At 75.5% G+C, this 23,069-nt stretch carries 20 protein-coding genes; 11 read left to right on the top strand and 9 right to left on the bottom strand.

What is annotated here, in order from left to right; all coding sequences use genetic code 11:
• Nucleotides 1-33 precede the first annotated feature (33 nt).
• The 5 genes from ACI79X_RS10270 to ACI79X_RS10250 all read right to left on the bottom strand — a co-directional run bounded on the left by ACI79X_RS10270 (nucleotide 34) and on the right by ACI79X_RS10250 (nucleotide 4,876).
• The gene (locus ACI79X_RS10270) at nucleotides 34-459 is read right to left on the bottom strand and encodes a PPOX class F420-dependent oxidoreductase (protein WP_073418128.1); all 426 of its coding nucleotides are present in this window, start codon (nucleotides 457-459) and stop codon (nucleotides 34-36) included.
• Nucleotides 456-1,427 carry a pirin family protein gene (locus ACI79X_RS10265; protein ID WP_457025296.1) on the bottom strand — a complete coding sequence of 324 codons (972 nt, stop codon included), beginning with the start codon at nucleotides 1,425-1,427 and terminating at the stop codon, nucleotides 456-458. Before ACI79X_RS10265 ends, ACI79X_RS10270 begins: the two co-directional genes overlap by 4 nt.
• A gap of 9 nt (nucleotides 1,428-1,436) precedes the next feature.
• The gene (locus ACI79X_RS10260) at nucleotides 1,437-2,444 is read right to left on the bottom strand and encodes a pirin family protein (protein WP_457025295.1); all 1,008 of its coding nucleotides are present in this window, start codon (nucleotides 2,442-2,444) and stop codon (nucleotides 1,437-1,439) included.
• Nucleotides 2,445-2,527: 83 nt separating this feature from the next.
• A complete protein-coding gene (locus tag ACI79X_RS10255; protein WP_457025294.1) occupies nucleotides 2,528-4,063 on the bottom strand; it encodes a Mur ligase family protein in 1,536 nt (511 codons plus the stop codon).
• Nucleotides 4,064-4,120: 57 nt separating this feature from the next.
• The gene (locus ACI79X_RS10250; RefSeq protein WP_457025293.1) at nucleotides 4,121-4,876 is read right to left on the bottom strand and encodes a hypothetical protein; all 756 of its coding nucleotides are present in this window, start codon (nucleotides 4,874-4,876) and stop codon (nucleotides 4,121-4,123) included.
• 162 nt (nucleotides 4,877-5,038) lie between these two features.
• Between ACI79X_RS10250 and ACI79X_RS10245 the strand changes: the two genes are divergently transcribed.
• Nucleotides 5,039-6,859, top strand: coding sequence for an ABC-F family ATP-binding cassette domain-containing protein (locus ACI79X_RS10245; protein WP_457025292.1), 1,821 nt, complete (start codon nucleotides 5,039-5,041; stop codon nucleotides 6,857-6,859).
• 83 nt (nucleotides 6,860-6,942) lie between these two features.
• Here the strand turns inward: ACI79X_RS10245 and ACI79X_RS10240 are convergent, their stop codons facing one another.
• Nucleotides 6,943-7,644: a hypothetical protein gene (locus tag ACI79X_RS10240; protein WP_457025291.1), complete on the bottom strand. Its 702-nt coding sequence runs from the start codon at nucleotides 7,642-7,644 to the stop codon at nucleotides 6,943-6,945.
• 186 nt (nucleotides 7,645-7,830) lie between these two features.
• Here ACI79X_RS10240 and ACI79X_RS10235 point away from each other — a divergent pair, with 186 nt between their 5' ends.
• The 8 genes from ACI79X_RS10235 to mnhG all read left to right on the top strand — a co-directional run bounded on the left by ACI79X_RS10235 (nucleotide 7,831) and on the right by mnhG (nucleotide 16,173).
• Nucleotides 7,831-9,006: a sensor histidine kinase gene (locus ACI79X_RS10235; RefSeq protein WP_457025290.1), complete on the top strand. Its 1,176-nt coding sequence runs from the start codon at nucleotides 7,831-7,833 to the stop codon at nucleotides 9,004-9,006.
• On the top strand, nucleotides 9,006-9,662 hold the full coding sequence (locus tag ACI79X_RS10230) for a response regulator (protein WP_457025352.1): 657 nt from the start codon (nucleotides 9,006-9,008) through the stop codon (nucleotides 9,660-9,662). The genes ACI79X_RS10235 and ACI79X_RS10230 overlap by 1 nt, the downstream gene beginning before the upstream one ends.
• Nucleotides 9,663-9,779: 117 nt before the next feature.
• Nucleotides 9,780-12,656 carry a Na+/H+ antiporter subunit A gene (locus tag ACI79X_RS10225; RefSeq protein ID WP_457025289.1) on the top strand — a complete coding sequence of 959 codons (2,877 nt, stop codon included), beginning with the start codon at nucleotides 9,780-9,782 and terminating at the stop codon, nucleotides 12,654-12,656.
• Nucleotides 12,653-13,174: a Na(+)/H(+) antiporter subunit C gene (locus ACI79X_RS10220; RefSeq protein WP_457025288.1), complete on the top strand. Its 522-nt coding sequence runs from the start codon at nucleotides 12,653-12,655 to the stop codon at nucleotides 13,172-13,174. The genes ACI79X_RS10225 and ACI79X_RS10220 overlap by 4 nt, the downstream gene beginning before the upstream one ends.
• The gene (locus tag ACI79X_RS10215; RefSeq protein ID WP_457025287.1) at nucleotides 13,171-14,871 is read left to right on the top strand and encodes a Na+/H+ antiporter subunit D; all 1,701 of its coding nucleotides are present in this window, start codon (nucleotides 13,171-13,173) and stop codon (nucleotides 14,869-14,871) included. The genes ACI79X_RS10220 and ACI79X_RS10215 overlap by 4 nt, the downstream gene beginning before the upstream one ends.
• Nucleotides 14,868-15,443: a Na+/H+ antiporter subunit E gene (locus ACI79X_RS10210; protein WP_457025286.1), complete on the top strand. Its 576-nt coding sequence runs from the start codon at nucleotides 14,868-14,870 to the stop codon at nucleotides 15,441-15,443. Before ACI79X_RS10215 ends, ACI79X_RS10210 begins: the two co-directional genes overlap by 4 nt.
• Complete coding sequence (locus tag ACI79X_RS10205) at nucleotides 15,440-15,769, top strand: monovalent cation/H+ antiporter complex subunit F (protein ID WP_457025285.1); 330 nt, start codon at nucleotides 15,440-15,442, stop codon at nucleotides 15,767-15,769. Before ACI79X_RS10210 ends, ACI79X_RS10205 begins: the two co-directional genes overlap by 4 nt.
• Nucleotides 15,766-16,173: a monovalent cation/H(+) antiporter subunit G gene (mnhG, locus tag ACI79X_RS10200; RefSeq protein WP_457025284.1), complete on the top strand. Its 408-nt coding sequence runs from the start codon at nucleotides 15,766-15,768 to the stop codon at nucleotides 16,171-16,173. The genes ACI79X_RS10205 and mnhG overlap by 4 nt, the downstream gene beginning before the upstream one ends.
• A 28-nt stretch (nucleotides 16,174-16,201) precedes the next feature.
• On the opposite strand, the gene leuA is transcribed toward mnhG, so the two are convergent.
• The 3 genes from leuA to ACI79X_RS10185 form a co-directional block, all read right to left on the bottom strand.
• Complete coding sequence (leuA, locus tag ACI79X_RS10195; protein ID WP_457025283.1) at nucleotides 16,202-17,938, bottom strand: 2-isopropylmalate synthase; 1,737 nt, start codon at nucleotides 17,936-17,938, stop codon at nucleotides 16,202-16,204.
• 165 nt (nucleotides 17,939-18,103) lie between these two features.
• The gene (locus ACI79X_RS10190; RefSeq protein WP_457025282.1) at nucleotides 18,104-18,745 is read right to left on the bottom strand and encodes a helix-turn-helix domain-containing protein; all 642 of its coding nucleotides are present in this window, start codon (nucleotides 18,743-18,745) and stop codon (nucleotides 18,104-18,106) included.
• Between the two features lie 297 nt (nucleotides 18,746-19,042).
• Nucleotides 19,043-20,635 carry a phospholipase D family protein gene (locus tag ACI79X_RS10185; RefSeq protein WP_457025281.1) on the bottom strand — a complete coding sequence of 531 codons (1,593 nt, stop codon included), beginning with the start codon at nucleotides 20,633-20,635 and terminating at the stop codon, nucleotides 19,043-19,045.
• Nucleotides 20,636-20,728: 93 nt separating this feature from the next.
• Between ACI79X_RS10185 and ACI79X_RS10180 the strand changes: the two genes are divergently transcribed.
• Nucleotides 20,729-21,997, top strand: coding sequence for an aspartate kinase (locus ACI79X_RS10180; RefSeq protein ID WP_336030345.1), 1,269 nt, complete (start codon nucleotides 20,729-20,731; stop codon nucleotides 21,995-21,997).
• Nucleotides 21,994-23,067 (top strand): aspartate-semialdehyde dehydrogenase, encoded by a 1,074-nt coding sequence (locus tag ACI79X_RS10175; RefSeq protein ID WP_457025280.1) that lies wholly within the window; start codon nucleotides 21,994-21,996, stop codon nucleotides 23,065-23,067. The genes ACI79X_RS10180 and ACI79X_RS10175 overlap by 4 nt, the downstream gene beginning before the upstream one ends.
• Nucleotides 23,068-23,069 lie beyond the last annotated feature (2 nt).

The following is a 23,069-nucleotide window of genomic DNA, read 5'->3' as shown; positions in this document are numbered from 1 at the left end:
GGCCGGTGCGGACGGGGCGCGCCGGCCCGGCCGTCAGCGGACCTGGCCGTAGGTGTGGTCGGGGGTGAACCGGACGACGAGACGCCGGTCGGCGACCATCGCCCGCCGGTAGTCGTCCCAGTCCTCGTGCTCGCCGGAGATCGCGCGGTAGTAAGCCACCAGCTCGTCCACCGTCGCGTCGGACGGGTCGGCGGCCACCGGGGTGAGCTCGGCGGTGCCCTCCACGGCGGCCCAGGACCAGAAGTCGTCCGAGGACACGTGCAGGGTCACCCGGGGGTCGGCCTGCAGGTTGCGGGTCTTGGCGCGGTCGGCGGTCACCGACACCCGGAACAGCCGCTGCTCCGGGTCGTAGGCGTACCCCACGTTGGACAGCTGCGGCCGCCCGTCGCGCTTGACGGTGGCCAGCACGCCCCAGCGGCGCCCGGCCACGAACCCCAGCAGGCGGTCGTCGACGGTCACCGGACCCGCCCGCGGGCCTTGAGCGGCACGGGCGGCAGGGCCGGCGCGAGCTGGCGCTCGTCCTCGCCGAACCCCGGGACGGCGCCGAAGCGGGCGTCGCCGTCGTTCCACCGCTCCGCGAACTCGGTGACCTCCTCGCCGGACCGGCCGACGAAGTTCCACCACATGACCAGCCGCTCCTCGAACGGCTCGCCCCCGAGCAGCAGCAGCCGGGTGGGGGCGTCGGTCCGGATCCGCACCGAGCGGCGGCCGGTGCCGAGGTAGACCATCGCGCCGTGGGCCAGCGGCGCGCCCTCGACGTCGGCCCCGCCCGCGGCGCCGAGCAGCGCGTGCTCGAAGTCCGGCTCCAGCGGCACCTCGACGTCGGCCCCGGCGGTGAGGTCGAGGTCGACGCCGAGCAGCGGCGAGTACGCGGTCCCGGGGGAGGCCGCCCCGCCGAAGGAGCCCATGAGCACCGTGGCGGTCAGGCCGTCGGAGGTGAACCCGGGCAGCGCCGTGTGGTGCTCGAACGCCGGCGCGGTGTCGCGGGCGCCGTCGGGCAACGCCACCCACAGCTGCGCGCCGTGCAGGAACCGCGGGTGCGGCACGGGCGACTGCTCGGAGTGCGCGATGCCGTGCCCGGCGGTCATCAGCGCGAGCTGCCGCGGGCCGAAGGTGACGTCGCTGCCGAGGGAGTCGCGGTGGTGCACGCTGCCCTCGATCAGCCAGGACACCGTCTGCAGGCCGGTGTGCGGGTGCGGGGTGACCTGCATGCCGGCGGTGGCGGCGACGTCGTCGGGGCCGTAGTGGTCGACGAACGCCCAGGCCCCCACCATCCGGCGGCCGAGCGTGGGCAGCAGCCGCCGGACGGGGGTGCCGGGCCCCAGCACGACCTCCTTGGCCGGGAGCAGGTCGAGGGCCGGGCCGGCGGGGGTCCCGTCCAGGCCGCCCACCTCCCGGGCGGCCGGGCGCGGGTCGCGATCGCTCATGACGGCTTCCTACTCCTGTCCGGCGGTGCCGGGCAGGGCCTCACCGCGGACGTCGCCGTGCGGGACGTGCACGGCCGGGATCGAGCCCAGGCGCCCGGCGCGGAAGTCGTCGAAGGCCTGCACGACCTCCTGCCGGCTGTTCATCACGAACGGCCCGTACATGGCGATCGGCTCGCGGATCGGGAGCCCGCCGAGGACGACGACGTCGAGCGCCGGCGTGCGCGACTCCTGGTGCACCGCGCCGCGGACGGTCACGGTGTCGCCGGGGCCGAGGACGGCGAGCTGGCCCGTGCGCACCGGCGCGCCGTCGATGCCGACGGAGCCGGCGCCGGAGAGCACGTAGACCAGGGCGTTGAAGTCCGGCCGCCACGGCAGGTCGAGCGAGGCGCCGGGCGCGACGGTGGCGTGCACCATCGCCATCGGCGTGTAGGTGGCGCCCGGGCCGGTGTGCCCGCCGACGTCGCCGGCGATCACCCGGACCAGCGCGCCGGCGTCGGGGCTGGCCAGCAGTACCGACTCGCGGGCCCGCAGGTCCTGGTAGCGCGGCTCCACCCACTTCTGGGCGCGCGGCAGGTTCACCCACAGCTGCAGGCCGTGGAAGAGCCCGCCGCTGACGACGAGCGCCTCCGGCGGCCGCTCGATGTGCAGGACGCCGCCGCCGGCGGTCATCCACTGGGTGTCGCCGTTGCTGATCGTCCCGCCGCCGCCGTGGGAGTCGGCGTGCTCGAAGGTGCCGTCGATGATGTAGGTCACGGTCTCGAAGCCGCGGTGCGGGTGCCAGGAGGTGCCCTTGGGCTCGCCCGGCGCGTACTCGACCTCGCCCATCTGGTCCATGTGGATGAACGGGTCGAGGTCGCGCAGGTCGACCCCGGCGAACGCCCGGCGGACCGGGAAGCCCTCGCCCTCGAAGCCGGAGGGGGCCGTGGTCACCGACCGTGTGCGCCGGCGCACCGTGCGCGGGGCGGGCAGCGGGACCCGGGGGAGCGTGGTGGTGTCCTCGACGGTGACGGCGGGCATGGCCGGCCTCCTCGGTTGAGCGCTCAACTAGTGGCGACCGTAGCGCCGCGGGGCCCCGCTGTCTTCCCTCCGCCGGGCCCCGGTCAGGAGGCGCGCTCGGCCCGGGCCACGACGGCGGCCGGCGGGCCGTGCTCGGCGATCAGCGCCGTGTTCGCCACCTCGGCGTCGTCGAGGTGCACCGCGTCGCGCGGATCGGTGGTGTCGAGCATCCGCGTCTCGTGCCCGCGGCCCACGACCAGGACGACGTCGGCCGGCCCCGAGGCGCGGACCGCGGCGGAGATGGCGGCCCGCCGGTCGGGGACCGTGCGCACGGCCGCGGGGCCGCCGAGCAGGCCGATCCGCAGCTCGCCGATGATCGCCGCCGGGTCCTCGCCGTGGCTGCCCTCGTTGGTCAGCCACACGACGTCGGCCGCCCGCGCGGACTCACCCAGGCCCTGCCGCTTGTACCGGTCGCGCCGGCCACGGGCGCCGAGCACCAGGTGCACCCGGCCGCCGGGGCCGCACAGGTCGCGGGCGGTGGCCAGCGCGGCGGCCAGGGCGCGCGGGGTGTGCGCGTAGTCGACGACGACCACCGGCCGCCCGTCCCCGCCCAGCACGGTGTTGCGCCCGCGCGGCGGGGCGACGGCGGCGAGGCCGGCCGCGATCTCCTCGGCCGGCACGCCGAGCACCCGGCCGGTGGCCCAGGCGGCGGCCAGGTTCGACACGTGCACCCGCCCGACCAGCCGGCTGGTGACCCGGTGCCCGCCGGTGTCGTCGGCCAGGAGCACCTCGGTGCCGCCCGCGCCGGTGCGCCAGCCGAGCACCCGGACGTCGGCGTCCTCCGCCGAGCCCACCCGCGTCACCGGCACCAGGGCCTGGTCGGCCAGCCGGCGCCCCCACGGGTCGTCGACGACCACCACGCCGGCCGCCGCCCGGTCCGGCCCGAACAGCCGCGCCTTGCTCGCCCAGTAGTGCTCGATCGTCCCGTGGTGGTCGAGGTGGTCCTCCTCGAAACCGGTGAAGACGGCGACGTCGAAGCACAGGCCGTCGATGCGGCCCATGTCGAGCGCGATGGAGGAGGCCTCGACGACGGCCCGCCGCGCGCCGGCGTCGACCATCCAGCGCAACAGCTCGTGCAGCTCCGGCGCCTCCGGCGTGGTCAGCGCCGTCCCGCGGGAGCGCCGGCCCACCGCGGCGCCCAGCGTGCCGACGACGCCGGTGGGCGTCCCGGCCGCCTCGAGGACGGCCCGGACCAGGGTGCCCGTCGTCGTCTTGCCGTTGCTGCCGGTCACCCCGACCAGGCGCAGCGCCGCGGCCGGGTCGCCGGCCAGCAGCGCGCCGAGCGGGCCCAGGCAGGCGCGCACCGACGGGACCTGCAGCACCGGCAGCACGACGTCGACCGGCCGGTCGGCCAGCAGCGCCGCGGCGCCCGCGGCGGCGGCCGATCCCGCGTGCCGGTGCCCGTCGCTGGACGCCCCGCGCACGCAGGCGAACAGCGAGCCGGGGACGACGCGGCGCGAGTCGGTGACCAGGCCGCGCAGCGGCAGGTCGTCGTCGCCGCCGCGGCGCACCACGGGACCGAGCGGGACGGTCCGTGCCCGCGCCTCGACGTCGGACCAGGTCACCGCGGGCACTGGCACCCGACCGACGGTAGGCGGGGCACGACCGATCCGCAGGTCGGGCGTGCCCCGCCCGGGTCACCGGAGCAGCCGCGCGACCCCGGTCGGGCCCTGCTCGGCGTCGGCGTCGGGCAGCACCTCGGTGCGGGCCGAGAGGCGCGGGGCCCACACCGCGGGCGCGGTCTCCAGCCAGGCGGCGCCGGCGTCGGTGAGCCGGCCGTCGGACCGCAGCGGCGCCCAGCCGCGCAGCGAGCGCAGGCCCTCGGCGACGGTGACCAGCGTGCGGGCCACGCCCCGGCCGCGGTAGACCGGCGCCACGGAGACGGTGTCGACCAGGCCGGAGCGGATCCACCAGCGGACCTCGCCGATCCGGTCGGTGACGCGGACGCCGGCGGCGGCGACCTGGTGCGGCGCGACCACGGAGCCCGGCCGGAAGGCCGACCCGCGGAAGGCGAGCAGCGAGGCGGCGGGGACGGCGCTGGTGGCGTGGGTGACCTCGGCGAACCACATGGGCGGGCAGCGGTCGGCGACGTCCTCGACGACGTCGACGCGGACCACGCGGCGGTCGGCGGCCCGGTAGCGGACGTCGACCAGCCAGCCGGCGGGCCGGCGGCCGCGGGCGTCGAGGGCGGTCATGTCCACCGGGGTGCCGTCGGCGAACCTGTCGGAGTTGACGCCGACCAGCGAGTACTCGAGCGGGCCGGGGCCGCGGCGCAGCAGCCGCGCCCACCACAGCGCCGTCGAGGCGGGCGCCGGCTCCGCCAGAGGCGGGACCGCCCGCAGGCGCGGCGCCGCCGGCGCCGGGACCGCCGCGTCGTGTGCCGCTGCCGTCATGCTCATCTCGTCCTCCAGTCCTCGCCCCCGTGGACCCGGGGTGTTCCGGGGACGACTCTCCGGACGCCACTTGTGGCCGCCTTGGGGTCCACTAGCGCGGCCCGGCGATACTGGTCTCCCGATGACCCAGACGACGCCGCACCCGACGACGCGGACCCGCCCGTGAGCGCCCCGCTGAACCTGCTCAACCTCGAGCGGGTGTCCAAGGCGCACGGCACGACCGTGCTCCTCGACGACGTCTCCCTCGGCGTCGCCGCCGGGGAGCGCATCGGCGTCGTCGGCCGAAACGGCAGTGGCAAGTCCACGCTGCTCGGCGTCCTCACCGGGCGCGAGGAGCCCGACAGCGGCCGCGTCACGCAGCGCGGCGACCTCGCCGTCGGCGTCCTCGACCAGTCCGGGACGCTGCCCCCGGGCGCGACGGTCCGCGACGTCGTCCTGCCCACGACGCTGTTCGCCGCCGAGCACGAGTGGGCCGCCGACCCGGCCGTCCGCAGCGTGCTCACCGGCCTGGAGCTCGACCGGCTGGGCCTCGACTCGCCGGTCGCGCCGATGTCGGGCGGCGAGCGCCGCCGGGTGGCGCTGGCCGCGCAGCTGATCCGCCCGCTGGACCTGCTGGTCCTCGACGAGCCGACCAACCACCTCGACGTCGAGGGTGTCGCCTGGCTCGCCGACTTCGTCACGCGGCGGGTCGGGGCCCTGGTGGTCGTCACCCACGACCGGTGGTTCCTCGACGAGGTGTGCACGCAGACGTGGGAGGTCGCCGACGGCGCGGTGCACGCCTACGAGGGCGGGTACGCGGCCTACACGCTGGCCCGGGCGGAGCGGGCGCGCGTGGCGGCGGCCACCGAGGAGCGCCGGCTCAACCTGGTGCGCAAGGAGCTGGCCTGGCTGCGCCGCGGCCCGCCGGCGCGCACCAGCAAGCCGCGGTTCCGCATCGAGGCCGCCGAGGCGCTCATCGCCGACGAGCCGCCGCCGCGCGAGACCATGCAGCTCAAGGGCTTCGCCGCCCGGCGGCTCGGCAAGACCGTCTACGACGTCGAGGACGTCGACCTGGCGGTGCCGTCGGACGCCGGTCCGCGGCCGCTGTTCTCCGACCTGACCTGGCACGTCGGCCCGGGCGACCGGATCGGCGTCGTCGGGGTCAACGGCGCGGGCAAGACGTCGCTGCTGCGGCTGCTCGTGGGCGAGGTCGAGCCCGACCGCGGCTCCGTGGTGCGCGGGCAGACGGTGGCGCCGGCCTACCTGTCGCAGCACGTCACCGAGCTGCCCGGCCGGCTGCGGGTGCTCGAGGCGGTGCAGGAGATCGCCCGGATCGCCCGGATCGGGAACGTCGAGATGTCGGCGTCGTCACTGGCCGAGCGGTTCGGCTTCCCGGCGTCGCGGCAGTGGACGCCGGTCGGCGACCTCTCCGGCGGCGAGCGGCGCCGGCTGCAGCTGCTCCGGCTGCTCATGGCCGAGCCGAACGTGCTGCTGCTCGACGAGCCGACCAACGACCTCGACATCGACACGCTCACCCAGCTCGAGGACCTGCTCGACGGGTTCCCCGGCACGGTGCTGGTGGTCAGCCACGACCGCTACTTCGTCGACCGGGTCTGCGACTCGGTGGTGGCGCTGATGGGCGACGGGTCGCTCGCGGCGCTGCCCGGCGGGGTGGAGGAGTACCTCGCCCGCCGGGCCGCCGGGGAGGCCGCGCTTCCCTCGGCCGGCTCCGCTCCGGCGCCGGCCGGCGGTCGGGCCCCGGCGCCCGCTCCGGCGGGCCCGTCGGCGGCGGAGGTGCGGGCGGCCCGCAAGGAGGCCGCGCGCCTCGAGCGGCGGCTGGAGAAGCTCACCGCGGAGGAGGAGCGGCTGCACGCCGACCTCGCCGCCGCGGCCACCGACCACGCGCGGGTGATGGAGCTCGACGGCCGGCTGCGGACGCTGCTGGCGGAGAAGGACCAGGTGGAGACCGACTGGCTGGCTGCCGCGGAGCTCGCCGAGGGCTGAGGGTCCTCCCTCACGGCAGCGCCTCCTCCCTCACGGTGGGACGTGAGGGAGGAGGCGCCACGATCAGGTCACCTGATCCCGGCTCATGCGGCGGCGGCCTCGGCGCGGCGGCGCTGCACCATCCGCGCTCCGACGACGACCGCGGGGACGGCGCCGACCAGCGCGAAGCCGGCGTGGAGCAGCGGGGTGAAGGTGAGCGCCGCCGAGGCGACCAGGCACGCCACGGCCGGGACCAGCAGCCACCAGCTGATGACGCCGGCGCGCGCCAGGCCCGAGAAGCCGACCAGCGGGCCGAGCAGGCCGAGCAGCGTCACGGTGCCGACCACCGCCACGGCCGGCGCGCCCTGCACCGACTCGAACAGGGCCAGCGCGGTGTCGGCGGGCAGCTCCTGGCCGATGCCGCCGGTCCAGAAGTCGTAGAGCACCATCCCGGTCACCGTGACCAGGCCGATCGCCGACAGCAGGGCGCCGACGATGGTCGGGATCCGCCCGCGGCGGCCGCGGACGAGCGCCGGGGCGGCCAGCCAGGCCAGGGCCAGCGCCATGTTGCCGTAGTGCAGGAGCAGCGCCGAGACCGCCGTCTGTCCCGGGTCGGCGGCCAGCGAGGCGATGTAGTCGGCGTCGGCCGGGGAGGCCTGCGGCGGCGAGGTGGCCAGGCCCGCCACGTAGAGCAGCGAGCCCGCGACCATCGCGCCGCCGGCGAGGGTCAGCATGGTCGAGCCGGCGCTGCGGGCCGGGCGCGGCGCGGCGGTGGGGGCGGGAGCGGGGGAGAGGGAGGTGGTCATCGGTCCTCGTCGGGTCGGGCACCGCATCGGTCGGTGCGTCGGCGAGGACTCTCGGGCCGGGGGCTTCCCCGGCACGTCCGCCGTCGCGGACCGACCGGGCTCCGCCGCACGGCGGATGGACAGGGACCCGTCGATCGGCCGCGCGGGGGATCCCGCCCGCGCCCGCCCGCCCCTACCGTGCTCGCCGTGCCCCGCTGGACGTCGTCCCCCTCCGCCCGCCGGCTCGTCTGGCCGGCCCTCGGCGCGCTGCTCGCGGTGCTGTCGGTCGTCGAGACGGCGATCGACGAGACGTTCCGCTACCCGCTGGTCACCGCGCTGCCCGGCGTCGCCGTCGGCGCGGTCGTGGCGCTCGGCCCCCGGTGGCCGGCGGCGGCCGCGGTCACCGGGGCGCTCAGCGTGCTCGGCAACTACGCGCTCGGGACGCCCGGGCCCGGCGGCGCCCAGCTCATCGGGATGGCCGTCCTCGTCGGGCACGCGGCCGCGGTCCTGCCGGTGCGCCGGGGGCTGCGGGCGGCGGTGTCGGCGACGGCCGTCGTGGTGCTGGCCGGCCTGCTGCTCGGCCCCTCGACCTGGGAGAGCGTCTTCTACCTCGTCGTCACCGGCACCGCGTGGGGCGTCGGCCTGCTGGTGCGCCAGTCCCGCGAGCGGGCCCGCGAGCTGCAGGTCCTGGCCGCCCGGCTGACCGAGCAGCAGGAGGCCGTGGCCGGGGCCGCGGTGGTGGCCGAGCGCGCCCGCATCGCCCGCGAGGTGCACGACTCGGTCGCGCACGCGGTCAGCGTGATGGTGCTGCAGATGGGCGGGCTGCGGCGGCTGCTGCCCGACCACCCCGAGGCCCAGGACGTGCTGCTGGGGCTGGAGCGCCTGGGCCGGGAGTCGGTCGACGAGATGCGCCGGGTGGTCGGCATCCTGCGCGAGTCCGGCGCCGGCGACCCGGCGCCGCAGCCGTCGCTGTCGCGCCTGGACGCCGTCCTCGCCGAGCTGCGGGCGGGCGGGATGCCGGTGGAGCTCTCGGTCACCGGGGAGCCGGCCGAGCTGCCGCAGCTGGTCGACGTCGCCGCCGTGCGGGTGGTGCAGGAGGCGCTGTCCAACGTCGTCCGGCACGCGGGCGCCGCGGCCACCCGCGTCGAGGTCGCCTGGACGCCGGGCCGGGTGACCGTGACGGTCACCGACGACGGCCGGCCGCGGGTGGAGCCCACCCCGCACGCGCCGGGCGGGCACGGGCAGCTGCACATGCGCGAGCGGGTCGCCGTCGCCGGGGGCGACCTCGACGTCGGCCCGGTGCGCGGCGGCGGCTACCGCGTGCGCGCCGGCTTCCCCGTGCCCGCGCCCGCTGCCGTCCCGCCCGCGGCGGTGGGTGCGTGATGATCCGGGTGGTGCTGGTCGACGACCAGTCGATGATCCGCACCGGGCTGCGGATGGTGCTGGCCGCCGAGCCCGACATCGAGGTGGTCGGGGAGGCCGGCGACGGCGCGTCCGGCGTCCGGGTGGTCACCGAGCTCGAGCCCGACGTCGTCCTGCTCGACGTCCGGATGCCGGGCATGGACGGGCTGGAGGCCGCGCGGCGCATCGTCGGGTCGGGCGCGCGCACGCGGGTCGTCGTCCTCACCACCTTCGACGAGGACGAGTACGTGGCCGCCGCCCTGCGCGCCGGGGTCAGCGGCTTCCTGCTCAAGGTGGCGCCGCCGGAGGACCTGGTGGCCGCGGTGCGCACGGTCGCGGCCGGGCAGGGCCTGCTCGACCCGGCGGTGACCCTGCGGGTGATCCGCTCCTTCGCCGCGGCGCCCGCACCCGACCCCGGCCGCGCCGCCGAGCTCGCGCACCTCACCGAGCGGGAGACCGACGTCCTGGCGCTGGTGGCCGCCGGGCTGTCCAACGCCGAGATCGCCGCCCGCCTCTACCTCGGCGAGGCGACGGTCAAGACCCACGTGAGCCGGGTACTGCTGAAACTGGGGCTGCGCGACCGCGTGCAGGCGGTCGCGTTCGCCTACGAGTCCGGCCTGGTGACGCCCGGCCGGTGAGGCGTCCCCGCCGTCGCGAGCAGGGCGTTCGGCGCGGACGGGTAGTCTGGGGCCACCGCCGGCCGCGTCGACCGACGTCTCTGGTGTCCCCGAGCCGCCCACGACTCCCGGAGACACGTGCTCGTACTGCTGGTCCTCCACCTGACCGCCGGCCTGCTGGCGCCCGTGCTCGTGCGGTGGTGGGGGAGGCAGGCCTTCCTCGCCCTGGCGCTCGTGCCCGCGGCCGGCTTCGGCTGGGTGCTGACCCGGCTCTCCCCGGTCCTGGCCGGGGACGAGCAGCGCGAGACCGTCCCGTGGGTCCCGGCGCTCGACCTCGACGTCGCGCTGCGCCTGGACGCGCTGTCGCTCACCTTCGCCGCGCTGGTCACCGGCGTCGGGGCGCTGGTGCTCGTCTACTGCGCCCGCTACTTCGAGCCCGGCGAGGAGGGCACCGGCCGCTTCGCCGGGTGCCTCACCGCCTTCGCGGGCTCGATGCTCGGCCTCGTCCTCGCCGACGACATGCTCCTGCTCTACGTGTTCTGGGAGCTCACCACCGTCTTCTCGTTCCTGCTGATCGGCGGCTCGGGCCGGCGGCTGGCCGCGCGGCGGGCGGCGTCGCAGGCGCTGGTCCTGACCACCGCCGGCGGCCTGGCGATGCTCATCGGGCTCATCGTCATCGGCCAGGCGAGCGGCTCGTACCTGCTCTCGGAGGTCGTCGCCGCCCCCGGCAGCGGCACCGCGATGACCGTCGGCGTGGCCCTGGTGCTGGCCGGCGCGGTCACCAAGTCCGCGCTCGTGCCGTTCCACTTCTGGCTCCCCGCGGCCATGGAGGCGCCGACCCCGGTCAGCGCCTACCTGCACGCCGCCGCCATGGTGAAGGCCGGCGTGTACCTGGTCGCCCGGCTCGCGCCCGGCCTGGCCGACGTCCCCGGGTGGCGGCCGGTGGTGCTCGGCCTCGGCGTCGCCACCATGCTGCTCGGCGGGTACCGCGCGCTGCGGCAGAAGGACGTCAAGCTGCTGCTGGCGTTCGGCACCGTCAGCCAGCTCGGCTTCCTCGTGGTGCTGGTCGGTGCCGGCAGCGCCGAGCTGGCCGCCGCGGGCCTGGCGATGACGCTGGCGCACGGGCTGTTCAAGTCCACGCTGTTCCTCACCGTCGGTGTCGTCGACCACGCCACCGGCACCCGCGACCTGCGGAGGCTGTCCGGCCTCGGCCGCCGGCTGCCGGTCCTGGCCGTGATCGGCACGGCCGCCGCGGCGTCGATGGCCGGGCTGCCGCCACTGCTGGGGTTCGTCGGCAAGGAGGCGGCGTTCACCGCCCTCCTCGACGGCGGCCTGCCCGACCGCACGGTCGCCCTGCTCGTGCTCGCCGGCCTGGTCCTCGGCTCGGTGCTCACCGCCGCCTACACCGCCCGGTTCGTGTGGGGCGCGTTCGCCCGCAAGCCCGGCGTCCCCGACACCGCCGTCGACCACCCGCCGGGCGCGCTGTTCCTCGCCGCGCCCGCTGTCCTCGCGCTGGCCGGGCTGGTGCTCGGCCCCGCCAGCCCGCTGCTGGACCCGCTGGTCGCCGCGTACGCCGAGACGCTGCCGCTGCTCGCCCCCGAGGCCGAGCACCTGGCGCTGTGGCACGGCTGGCAGCCGGCGCTGGCGCTGTCGGCGGTCACCGTCCTCGGCGGTGCCGCGCTGTTCGCGCTCCGCGGGCCGGTCCAGCGTCTGCAGGCCCGCGTGGCCGTGGGCGCCTCGGCCGACGAGGGCTACTGGAACGTCCTGCAGGGCGTCGACCGGCTCTCGGTGCTGGTCACCGGCACCACGCAGCGCGGGTCGCTGCCGGCCTACCTCGGCACGATCCTCGTCGTCGTCCTGGCGCTGCCCGGCACGCTGCTGCTCACGCAGGCGCCGTGGCCGGGGGAGTGGCGGGCCTGGGACACCCCGGTGCAGGCCGTCGTCGGCGTCGTCGTGGTGACCGCCGCCGCGCTCACCCTGCGCATCCGCCAGCGGCTGTCGGCGGTGCTCGTCGTCGGCGTCACCGGCTACGGCATCGCCGTCGTCTTCGCCCTGCAGGGGGCGCCCGACCTCGCGCTCACCCAGTTCCTCGTCGAGACGCTCACGCTCGTCGTGTTCGTGCTGGTGCTGCGCAAGCTGCCCAAGGACATCTCCGAGCGGCACCGGCCCCGCGAGCGGGCGGTGCGCGGCGTGATCGCCGTGGCGGTCGGCGCGTTCATGGGCGCGGTGGGTGCCGTCGCGATGGCGGTGCGCACCGCGACGCCGGTGTCGGCGGGCTGGCCGGGGCCGGCCTACGACTTCGGCGGCGGCAAGAACGTCGTCAACGTGACGCTGGTCGACATCCGCGCCTGGGACACCATCGGCGAGGTCTCGCTGCTCGTCGTCGCCGCGACCGGCGTGGCCAGCCTGGTGTTCCTCCGCGGCCGCACCGGCGGGGTGGACCGGGTGACCCGCGCGGAGCTGTCCCGCTCCTCCGAGCGCAGCCGCCGGGCGCCGCGCGACCGCTGGCTGGCCGCCACCGCCACCCTCGACCCGGCCCGGCGCTCCGTCGTGCTCGAGGTGGTCACCCGGCTGCTGTTCCACACCATCACGGTGTTCTCGCTGTACCTGCTCTTCAGCGGCCACAACGAGCCCGGCGGCGGCTTCGCCGGCGGCCTGGTCGCGGGGCTGGCGCTGGTGCTGCGCTACCTGGCCGGCGGCCGGTACGAGCTGGGCGAGGCCGCGCCGGTGGCCCCCGGCCTGCTCCTGGGCAGCGGGCTGCTGTTCGCCGGCGCCACCGGCGTCGCCGGCCTGCTCGTCGGCGGGGACGTCCTGCAGACGGCGATCCTGCAGGCGACGCTGCCGGTCCTCGGCGACGTCAAGCTCGTGACGTCGCTGTTCTTCGACTGCGGCGTCTACCTGATCGTCGTCGGCCTGGTGCTCGACGTGCTGCGCAGCCTGGGCGCGGAGCTCGACCGCCAGGAGGACCAGGAGGACCCGATCGAACTCGCCCCCGGGGAGGTGGTGCTGCGATGACCCCCACCATCGTGCTGCCGGTGATGATCGGCGGGCTCTACGCGGCGGGCGTCTACCTGCTGCTCGACCGCAGCCTCACCCGCGTCCTGCTGGGCTTCCTGCTGCTGGGCAACGCCACCAACCTGCTGCTGCTGTCGACCGGCGGCCCGTCGGGGCTCGCGCCGATCCTCGGCTACTCCGACGCCGACGAGATCAACGACCCGCTGCCGCAGGCGCTGGTGCTCACCGCCATCGTCATCACCTTCGGCATCTCGGCGTTCCTCCTGGCGCTCATCCACCGCTCGTGGCGGCTGGCCCGCAACGAGGTCGTGGGCACCGACGAGGAGGACCGCCGGGTCGCCGCCCGCCGCGACACCGACGCCGACGAGCTCGACCCCGACGACCTCGCCCCCGAGGACCGCGCGGCCATGCACGCCGACTCCGTGCGCGCGGACTCCGCGCGCGCGGACTCCGTGAACGCGGACGTCGAGGAGTTGGCCGACGACGTCGACGTGCCGGCGGGCCGGGGCTTCTCGTGATCGGGGTCCTCGCGCCGCTGCCGGTGCTGCTGCCGCTGCTCGGCGCGGCCGGCGCGCTGCTGGTCGCCCGGCACCCGACCTTCCAGCGCACGCTCAGCACGCTGGTGCTCACCGCGGTGCTCGCCGTCTCCGTCGTGCTGCTGTTCGTCGCGGACGCGAACGGTGCCGACGCGGTGTCGGTGGGCGGCTGGCCGGTGCCGCTGGGCATCGTGCTGGTGGTCGACCGGCTGTCGGCGCTGATGCTGGTGGTCGCCTCGACCGTCGCGCTCGGCGTCCTCGTCTTCGCCGTCGGGCAGGGCGCGGCCGACGGGTCGGAGGAGACGCCGCTGTCGATCTTCCACCCGACGTTCCTGGTGCTGGTCGCGGGCGTGAGCAACGCCTTCCTCGCCGGCGACCTGTTCAACCTCTACGTCGGCTTCGAGATCCTGCTGATGGCGTCCTACGTGCTGCTGACCCTCGGCGGGACGGCGCCGCGCATCCGCGGCGGGATCACCTACATCGTCGTCAGCCTCACCAGCTCGCTGCTGTTCCTCGCCGCGATCGGCCTGGTCTACGCCGCCACCGGCACGGTGAACATGGCCCAGCTGGCGGTCCGCCTCGGCGAGCTGCCCGAGGGCACCCAGGTGCTGCTCCAGTCGATGCTGCTCGTCGCGTTCGGCATCAAGGCGGCGGTCTTCCCGCTCTCGGCGTGGCTGCCCGACAGCTACCCGACGGCGCCCGCCCCGGTCACCGCGGTGTTCGCCGGGCTGCTCACCAAGGTCGGCGTGTACGCGCTGATCCGCACGCAGACGCTGCTGTTCCCCGGCGGCGCGCTCGACGACGTGCTGATCTGGGCCGCGCTGGCCACGATGGTCGTCGGCATCCTCGGCGCCGTCGCGCAGAGCGACCTGCGCCGGATGCTGTCGTTCACGCTGGTCAGTCACATCGGCTACATGGTCTTCGGCATCGCCCTGGGGACGGCGGCGGGCCTGGCCGGCGCGGTCTTCTACGTCGCCCACCACATCGCCATCCAGACGACGCTGTTCCTGGTCGCCGGCCTGGTGGAGCGGCAGGGCGGGACGACGTCGGTCAACCGGCTCGGCGGGCTCGCCCGGCGCTCGCCGCTGCTGGCGGTGCTGTTCTTCGTGCCGGCGATGAACCTGGCCGGCATCCCGCCGCTGTCGGGGTTCATCGGCAAGCTGGGGCTGCTCGAGGCGGGCGTCGCCGCGGGCGGGGCCGCGGCGTACACGCTGGTCGCCGGCGGCGTCGTCACCAGCCTGCTCACGCTGCTCGCCGTCGCCCGCGTGTGGACCCGCGCCTTCTGGCGCTCGCCGAACCAGGCCCCGGCCGAGGACACCGCCGCGGCCGCGGCCGCCGACGCCACCTCCCGGCGGCGGCCCGTGGACGAGGCGCCCGAGTCCTCGGGCATCCCGGGGGCCGGGGACCGCCCGCGCACCGCCTTCAGTGACGCGTGGCGGCGGCACACGGCGGTGGCGACGGCGTCCGAGCCGGACCTGCCGCCGGCCGCCGGCGCGGTGCGCGCGCTGCGCCCGCTGCCGCGCACGATGGTCGGCGCCACCGCGGCGCTGGTGGCGCTCACGGTGGCCCTCACCGGGCTGGCGGGGCCCCTCTACGGCCTGGCCGACCGCGCCTCGACCGACCTCTACGAGCGCACGCCCTACGTCACGTCGGTGTTCGGGGAGGATGAGGTGCCGTGACCGTGGAACCGGCCGCCACGCGGCTGCGCCACCAGGTCCCGCTCGTCGTGTGGCTGGTGCTGGTCTGGATGCTGCTGTGGGGCAGCTGGTCGTGGGCCAACCTGCTGTCCGGGCTGGTCGTCGCGCTGGCGGTGCTGGTCCTGCTGCCGCTGCCGCACGTCGTCGTCGGCGGGGTGCGGGTGCGGCCGCTGCCGCTGCTGGTGTTCCTCGGCCACTTCGTCGTCGACCTGTTCCTGTCGGGCGCCGAGGTGGCCTGGCAGACCCTGCGCCCGCAGGGGGTCCGCCGGACGGCGATCGTGCGGGTGCAGCTGCGCGTCGACTCCGACCTGCTGCTCACGATGGTCGCCGAGGCGATCTCGCTGGTGCCGGGCTCGCTGGTGCTCGACCTCGACCGCGAGCGGCGGGTCATGACCCTGCACATGCTGCCGGTCCGCGACCGCGCCGACGTCGAGCGCAAGCGCGCCCGCGTGCTGGTGGTCGAGGAGCGGCTCGTGCGGGCGTTCGGGGCGCCGGAGGACCTCGCCTCGCTGCAGCGGGCCGAGGAGGCCCACCAGGAGGTGGCGACCCCGTGATCGCCGTCGACGCGGTCCTGTACGCGCTCATCGGCGGGGGAGCGCTGCTGGCGCTCGTCCGGCTGGTCCGCGGGCCGTCGCTGCTGGACCGGGTGGTCGCCACCGACACGCTGCTGGTGATCATCGCGGCCGGGCTCGCGGTGCACGCCGCGCTCGTGCGCGACCCGACGCTGGTGCCGGTGCTGGTCGTGGTGTCGCTGCTGGCCTTCGTCGGCTCGGTGTCGGTGGCCCGCTACGTCGGCGGCATGCTGCTGCGCGCGAGCACCGACGACGGGCGCGACGTCGGCCTGCCGGTGGCCGCCGAGGAGCGGGAGGCCCGGTCGTGACCGCGCTCGCCGACGTGCTCGCCTACGCCTGCCTGGTGGCCGGTGCCTCGCTGTGCCTGACCGCGGGGCTCGGCCTGGTGCGCTTCCCGGACGTGCTGTCCCGGATGCACGCCGGCACCAAGCCGCAGGTGCTCGGCGTGCTGCTGGTGATGGTCGGCGCCGCCATCCGCCTGGACGGCTGGGCCAACGCCTGGATGCTGCTGCTCGTAGCGGCGTTCCAGATGCTCACCGCGCCGGTCAGCGCGCACCTGATCAGCCGGGTGGCCTACCGCCGCCGGCACGTCCGCCGCGACCTGCTGCTCATCGACGAACTGCGCGGCGCCGGGGCGCAGGACGACGCCTACCGGGGCGACGAGCCCGGCGACGCCCCGCCCGAGCGCGCGGCGGGCCAGGCGGGCGTCTGAGGCGCCCGCCCGGCCGCTGCCGTGCTCCCTAGCGCTCCGCGCGGTTGACCGCGGAGACGACGGCGCGCAGCGACGCGCTGACGATGTTCGGGTCGATGCCCACGCCCCACAGCACCCGGTCGCCCACGGCGCACTCGACGTAGGCGGCGGCGCGGGCGTCGCCACCGGCGGACAGCGCGTGCTCGGCGTAGTCGAGGACCCGGACGTCGACGTCGAGGGTCTTCAGCGCGTCGACGAACGCGGCGATGGGCCCGTTGCCCCGGCCCTGCACGGTGACCGGGACGCCGCCGTCGATCAGCTCCACGACCATCTCGTCCAGCGAGTCGCCGTGGGTGGTGTGCCGGTGGCCGGCCAGAGCGAACCGGCCCCACGGGGCGTCGGGGTCGGGCAGGTACTCGTTGCTGAACGCGGCCCACATCTGCGCGGCGGTGACCTCGCCGCCCTCGTCGTCGGTGTGCCGCTGGATGACCGCGCTGAACTCGATCTGCAGCCGGCGCGGCAGGTCGAGGTGGTTCTCGGTCTTCATGATGTAGGCGACGCCGCCCTTGCCGGACTGGCTGTTGACCCGGATGACCGCCTCGTAGCTGCGGCCGACGTCCTTGGGGTCGATCGGCAGGTAGGGGACCGCCCACGTCTGCTGCTCGACCGGGACACCGGCGGCCCGCGCGTCGGCCTCGAGGGCCTTGAAGCCCTTGTTGATGGCGTCCTGGTGGGAGCCGGAGAAGGCCGTGTAGACGAGGTCGCCGCCGTAGGGGTGCCGCTCGTGCACGCCCAGCTGGTTGCAGTACTCGACGGTGCGGCGGATGTCGTCGATGTCGGAGAAGTCGATCTGCGGGTCGATGCCCTGGCTGAACAGGTTCAGGCCGAGGGTGACCAGGTCGACGTTGCCGGTGCGCTCGCCGTTGCCGAACAGGCAGCCCTCGATGCGGTCGGCGCCGGCGCGGTAGCCGAGCTCGGCGGCGGCGACGGCGGTGCCCCGGTCGTTGTGCGGGTGCAGGCTCAGCACGACGGCGTCGCGCCGGCCCAGGTTGCGGTGCATCCACTCGATCTGGTCGGCGTAGACCGTGGGCTCCGCCATCTCGACGGTGGCGGGCAGGTTGAGGATCGTCGGCCGGTCGGGGGTGGGCTCCCAGACGTCGGTGACGGCGTTGCAGATCTCGACGGCGAAGTCCAGCTCGGTGCCGGTGAAGGACTCCGGGCTGTACTGGTAGCGGATCTCGGTGTCGCCCATCTGCTCGGTCAGCTTGCGGACCAGCTGGGCGCCGTGGACGGCGATGTCGACGATCCCGGCGCGGTCGGAGCCGAAGACGACGCGGCGCTGCAGGGTGCTCGTGGAGTTGTACAGGTGCACGATCGCCTGCCGCGCGCCGCGCAGGGACTCGAAGGTGCGCTCGATCAGCTCGTCGCGGGCCTGGGTGAGGACCTGGATGGTGACGTCGTCGGGTACCAGGTCCTCCTCGACCAGCTGCCGGACGAAGTCGTAGTCGGTCTGGCTGGCGGCCGGGAAGCCGACCTCGATCTCCTTGTAGCCCATGCGGACCAGCAGGTCGAACATGCGCCGCTTGCGGTCGGGCGACATGGGGTCGATGAGAGCCTGGTTGCCGTCACGCAGGTCGACGGCGCACCAGCGGGGCGCGGCCGTGGTGACGGTGTCGGGCCAGGTGCGGTCGGGCAGGTCGACCGGCTGGAAGGGGGTGTAGCGCGAGACCGGCATCCCCGAGGGGCGCTGGGGGTTGCGGGCGTGCGGGTGCTGCGGGCTGCTCACGGTGGTCTGTCTCCTCTGGCGCGGGCTGGACTGTCGCTCCGGTGGGGCGGTCAGCAGGCGCCGGGGACGCGCGGGACTCCGCGGCGAGGGGGCCGACCTAGGAGAGGGCCTCGCCGCGGCGGGTAAGCAGGAGGCTGCCGCGCACGGGCCCACGGTAGCAGCGGGTCACTCGAGGTCGCAGCCACACGCACAGCCCGGCGCGTGGGGGCGGGGGCGGCCCGGGGTGGGCGGCCGGTCGTCGAGGAAGACGTCGTCGCAGGCCGGCGGGCAGGTGCACACCGGGTCCGGCCGGTCCGCGGCGGCCGCCCGGGCCTGCTCGATCCGCTCCCGCCGGGCGCGTGCCGCGGCGCGTCGCCGGGCCTCGGCGCGGTCGCGCAGGTCGTCCCCCGGCTGTTCCCGCCGGTGGTCGTCGGGGACGTCGCCGCGGACGCGCCGGAGGTCGCGCCACCGGCGGTCGCGGTCGAAGGTGTAGGTGACCGGGTCGCGGTCGTAGCGGTGCGGGCCGTGCCACCACCCGTCGTCGCCGTGCCGGATGTCGAGGTGCGCCGGGTAGCGCCGGCCGCCCCCGTCCCGCACGGCCTCCGCGTCCATCGGCGAGACCTCCCGCCCCTCGCCGTCGAGCAGTGCCAGCCGCAGCCCGGCCACCGCGGCGAGCCGGGCGAGGACCCGTGCGTCCAGGCCGCGGTCTCCGCTCTCGACCGCGGCCACCGAGCTCTTCGACAGGCCACACGCCTCGGCCAACTCGCGCTGTGACACGTCGGCCGCCCGGCGGATGCGCCGCAGCAGGCCGGCGAGGTCGAAGGACACGGACGCAGGTTCGGTCGCTCACCGGTCCTCCGGGAGGGCATGTGTCCTCCTGGGGACAGTCGTGCTCTGCCCACAGGGGCGGGGCAGAGCACGACTGTCCCCGTGGTAGGCACCGCGGCCTCCTTCGTGCTCTGCCCGCAGGGGCGGGGCAGAGCTCGACTGTCCCCGTGGTAGGTACCGCGGCCTCCTTCGTGCTCTGCCCACTGGGGCGGGGCAGAGCACGACTCGGCTCGGGAGGACACGTGCCCTGGGGAGCAGCGCCGACGGGGAGCTGGGCCGGCCCGGCTCCCATCGGGCTCAGAACTCGCGGCGGCGGCGGAGGCGCAGCGGGCGGCCGTCGGGGTCGTCGACCAGGCGGTACAGCGGCGTCGCCCAGAGGCGGGTGGGCAGCGAGAGCTGCTCGGGCTGGTGGCGGCGCAGCCGGCCGCGCGGGCGCGGCCCCCGGCGGCCACCCGCGTGCCAGGCGTCGAGGGCGTCGGCGGCCGCGTCGAGGGTGGCGACGAACGCCTCCGGGTCGAGCAGATCGGCGTCCTCGCTGCCGTCGTCGGCCCGGTCGGTGTGCTCCCGGGCCAGCACCAGCCGCAGGTCGCGGGCGAAGGTGCGGGCGCCGTCGCCGGTGCCGGCCGGGTCGCGCGGCTCGCGGGGGTCGAGCGTGGTGTCGAGGACGGCGGAGGACAGCTCGCTGTCGTGCGTCCACGACCGCCGGTTGAAGTTGTCGCTGCCGACGCTGGCCCACACGTCGTCGACCACGCACACCTTCGCGTGCACGTACACCGGCGTGCCCTCGTGGTTCTCCACGTCGTAGACGTGCACCCGGTCGCGGCCGGCCCGGCGGCACATCTCCAGCGCCTGCCACCGGCCCACGTACTGCGGGCGCTGGGCGATCGCGCCGTCCTGGTCGGGCACCCGGGGCACGACGACGACCAGGTGCAGGTCGGGGTGCTCGCGCAGCGCGTCGGCGAACAGCTCGGCCACCTCGCCGGACCACATGTACTGGTCCTCGAGGTAGATCAGCCGCCGCGCCCGCCGGATCGCCTTCGAGTACCCGCGCGCCACCGACCGCTCGCCGTCCGGCGCGAAGCTGTAGGGCGGGCGGATCGCCGGGTAGGTCCGCAGGTTCTGCACGAGGTGCGGCCCGGCCGGGGGAGGCGGCGGCAGCTGCGGCGGCAGCGGGTCGCCGTACATCCGGCTGCGGCTGAACCGGTCGATCAGGTGGGCGATCGGGTTGCCCTCGTCGGGGTCCATCGGGTCGTCCCACCGCTCGCGGAACACGGTGTCGAGCGCGCCGACGGCCGGCCCGCGGAGCATCAGCTGGACGTCGTGCCACGGGGGTGTCGGCCCGTACGCCTTCGCCATGGGCAGCGTCTGCGGGTCACCGCGGTGGTCGCCGTCGTCGCGGCGGCTGTGGCACAGGTCGATGCCGCCGACGAAGGCGACGTCCTTCGTCGGGTCCTGGTCGTGCCGGCAGACGACGAGCTTCTGGTGGTGGCTGCCGCCGCGGCGCACCCGCTGGTCGAGCACGACGAGACCGCCGCCGTCCTCGACCTCGCGGTCCAGCGCCCGGTTCTCCCGCGCGCTGAACGACAGCCAGTCCACGTGCGAGCGCCACACCAGCCCGCGCACGGTCACCCCGCGCTGCACGGCCTCGGTGAACAGTTGCGCCACCGTGGGGCCGCCGGGGCGGAGCTCCTCGTCCGGATCGCCGCGCCAGTCGGTGAAGAAGAGGTGGTCGCCCTCGTCGAGCACCTCCACCGCCCGGACCAGCGCGTCGAAGTACGCGGCCCCGTGCACCAGCGGGACGGCGAGGTTGCCCTCGGTCCAGGGCGGCAGGTCGGTGGCCGGGTTGCCCCGTTCCTCGGGGCTGAGCAGCCACTCCGCGGGGTCGGTCACCCCATGATCACAACGCCCGCTCCCGCGCGGCGCAACGGGACGGACCGGCCTGGATCACGGGGGACCGGCCGGGGATCGGTAGCCTGTGGACCCGTGGCCCTCGTCGTGCAGAAGTACGGTGGCTCCTCCGTCGCCTCCGCCGCCCACATCAAGCGTGTCGCCGAGCGGATCGTGGCCGAGAAGAAGGCCGGGAACGACGTCGTCGTGGTCGTCTCCGCCATGGGCGACACCACCGACGAGCTGCTCGACCAGGCGGCGCAGATCACCGACGAGCCGCCCGGCCGCGAGCTCGACATGCTGCTCACCGCGGGCGAGCGCATCTCCATGGCGCTGCTGGCCATCGCCATCAACACCCACGGCTACGAGGCGCGGTCGTTCACCGGCTCCCAGGCCGGCGTGATCACCACGTCCAGCCACGGCAAGGCCCGGATCATCGACGTCACGCCCGGCCGGCTCCGCTCGGCGCTGGACGAGGGCTCGATCGTCATCGTCGCCGGGTTCCAGGGCGTCAGCCAGGACACCAAGGACATCACCACGCTCGGCCGCGGCGGCTCCGACACCACCGCCGTCGCCGTCGCGGCGGCCCTGCGCGCCGACGTCTGCGAGATCTACACCGACGTCGACGGCGTGTTCACCGCCGACCCGCGGATCGTCCCCAACGCCCGCCGGCTCGAGACCGTCACCTACGAGGAGATGCTCGAGCTGGCCGCGTCCGGCGCGAAGGTGCTCATGCTCCGCTGCGTCGAGTACGCCCGCCGCTACGGCATCCCGGTGCACGTCCGCAGCTCCTACTCACAGCTCCCCGGCACCGTGGTGACCGGCTCGATGGAGGACCTCAGCGTGGAACAGGCGATCATCACCGGCGTCGCGCACGACCGCAGCGAGGGCAAGATCACCGTCTACGGCGTACCGGACCGGCCGGGCGAGGCAGCGCAGATCTTCCGCGTGCTGGCCGACGCCGAGATCAACATCGACATGATCGTGCAGAACGTGTCGGCCGAGACCAGCAAGCTCGCCGACATCTCCTTCACGCTGCCCAAGAGCGACGGGCCCACCGCGATCGCCGCGCTGGAGAAGGTCAAGCACACCGTCGGCTACAGCGACGTCCGCTTCGACCAGCACATCGGCAAGGTCAGCCTGGTCGGCGCGGGCATGCGCAGCCACCCCGGCGTCTCCGCCCGCTTCTTCGGCGCGCTCGCCGACGCCGGCGTGAACCTCGAGCTCATCAGCACCTCGGAGATCCGCATCTCCGTGGTCTGCCGCGACACCGACGTCGACCTCGCCGTCCGCGCGGTGCACGACGCCTTCGACCTCGGCACCGACGAGGAGCAGGCCGTGGTCTACGGAGGGACCGGACGATGACGACGCAGGGGACCACCTCCAGCGACGACGGGCTCCGCGTCGGGATCGTCGGCGCCACCGGGCAGGTCGGCGCGGTCGTGCGCCAGATCCTCGCCGAGCGCCGCTTCCCGCTCGCCGAGCTGCGGTTCTTCGCCAGCGCCCGCAGCGCCGGCCGCAGCCTGCCGTGGGGCGACGGCGAGATCACCGTCGAGGACGCCGCCACGGCCGACCCCGCCGGGCTCGACGTCGCGATCTTCTCCGCCGGGGCGAGCACCTCCCGGGCCCAGGCGCCGCGGTTCGCCGCGGCCGGCGTCACCGTCATCGACAACAGCTCGGCCTTCCGGCGCGACGCCGACGTGCCGCTCGTCGTCGCCGAGGTCAACCCGCAGGCGCTCGACGAGGTCCCGCGCGGGATCATCGCCAACCCGAACTGCACCACCATGGCCGCGATGCCCGTGCTCAAGCCGCTGCACGACGAGGCAGGGCTGGTCCGCATGGTCGCCAGCACCTACCAGGCGGTCTCCGGCAGCGGGGTCGCCGGCGTCGAGGAGCTCGACGGGCAGGTCAAGGCCGTCGTCGACAAGGCCGCCGCGCTCACCCACGACGGGTCTGCGGTGAGCTTCCCCGAGCCGCAGAAGTACGTGCGGCCGATCGCCTACAACGTGCTGCCCATGGCCGGCAGCGTCGTCGACGACGGCTCGTTCGAGACCGACGAGGAGCAGAAGCTCCGCAACGAGAGCCGCAAGATCCTCGGCGTCCCCGACCTGCGGGTGGCCGGCACCTGCGTGCGCGTGCCGGTCTTCACCGGCCACTCGCTGTCGCTCAACGTCGAGTTCGCCCGGCCGCTGACCGTCGCGCGCGCCACCGAGCTGCTCGGCGACGCCCCCGGCGTGCAGCTCACCGACGTCCCGACGCCGCTGCAGGCCGCCGGCCAGGACCCGAGCTACGTCGGGCGCATCCGGCAGGACCAGAGCGTCGACGACGACCGCGGCCTCGTGCTGTTCATCAGCAACGACAACCTGCGCAAGGGCGCGGCGCTCAACACCGTGCAGATCGCCGAGCTGCTGCTCGCCCGCCGGGGCCAGGCCTAGCG

The organism is Geodermatophilus sp. SYSU D01119 (genome assembly GCF_054049975.1).
The sequence above is the reverse complement of the archived record's forward strand: the minus strand, read 5'-3'. Positions and strand labels throughout refer to the sequence as shown.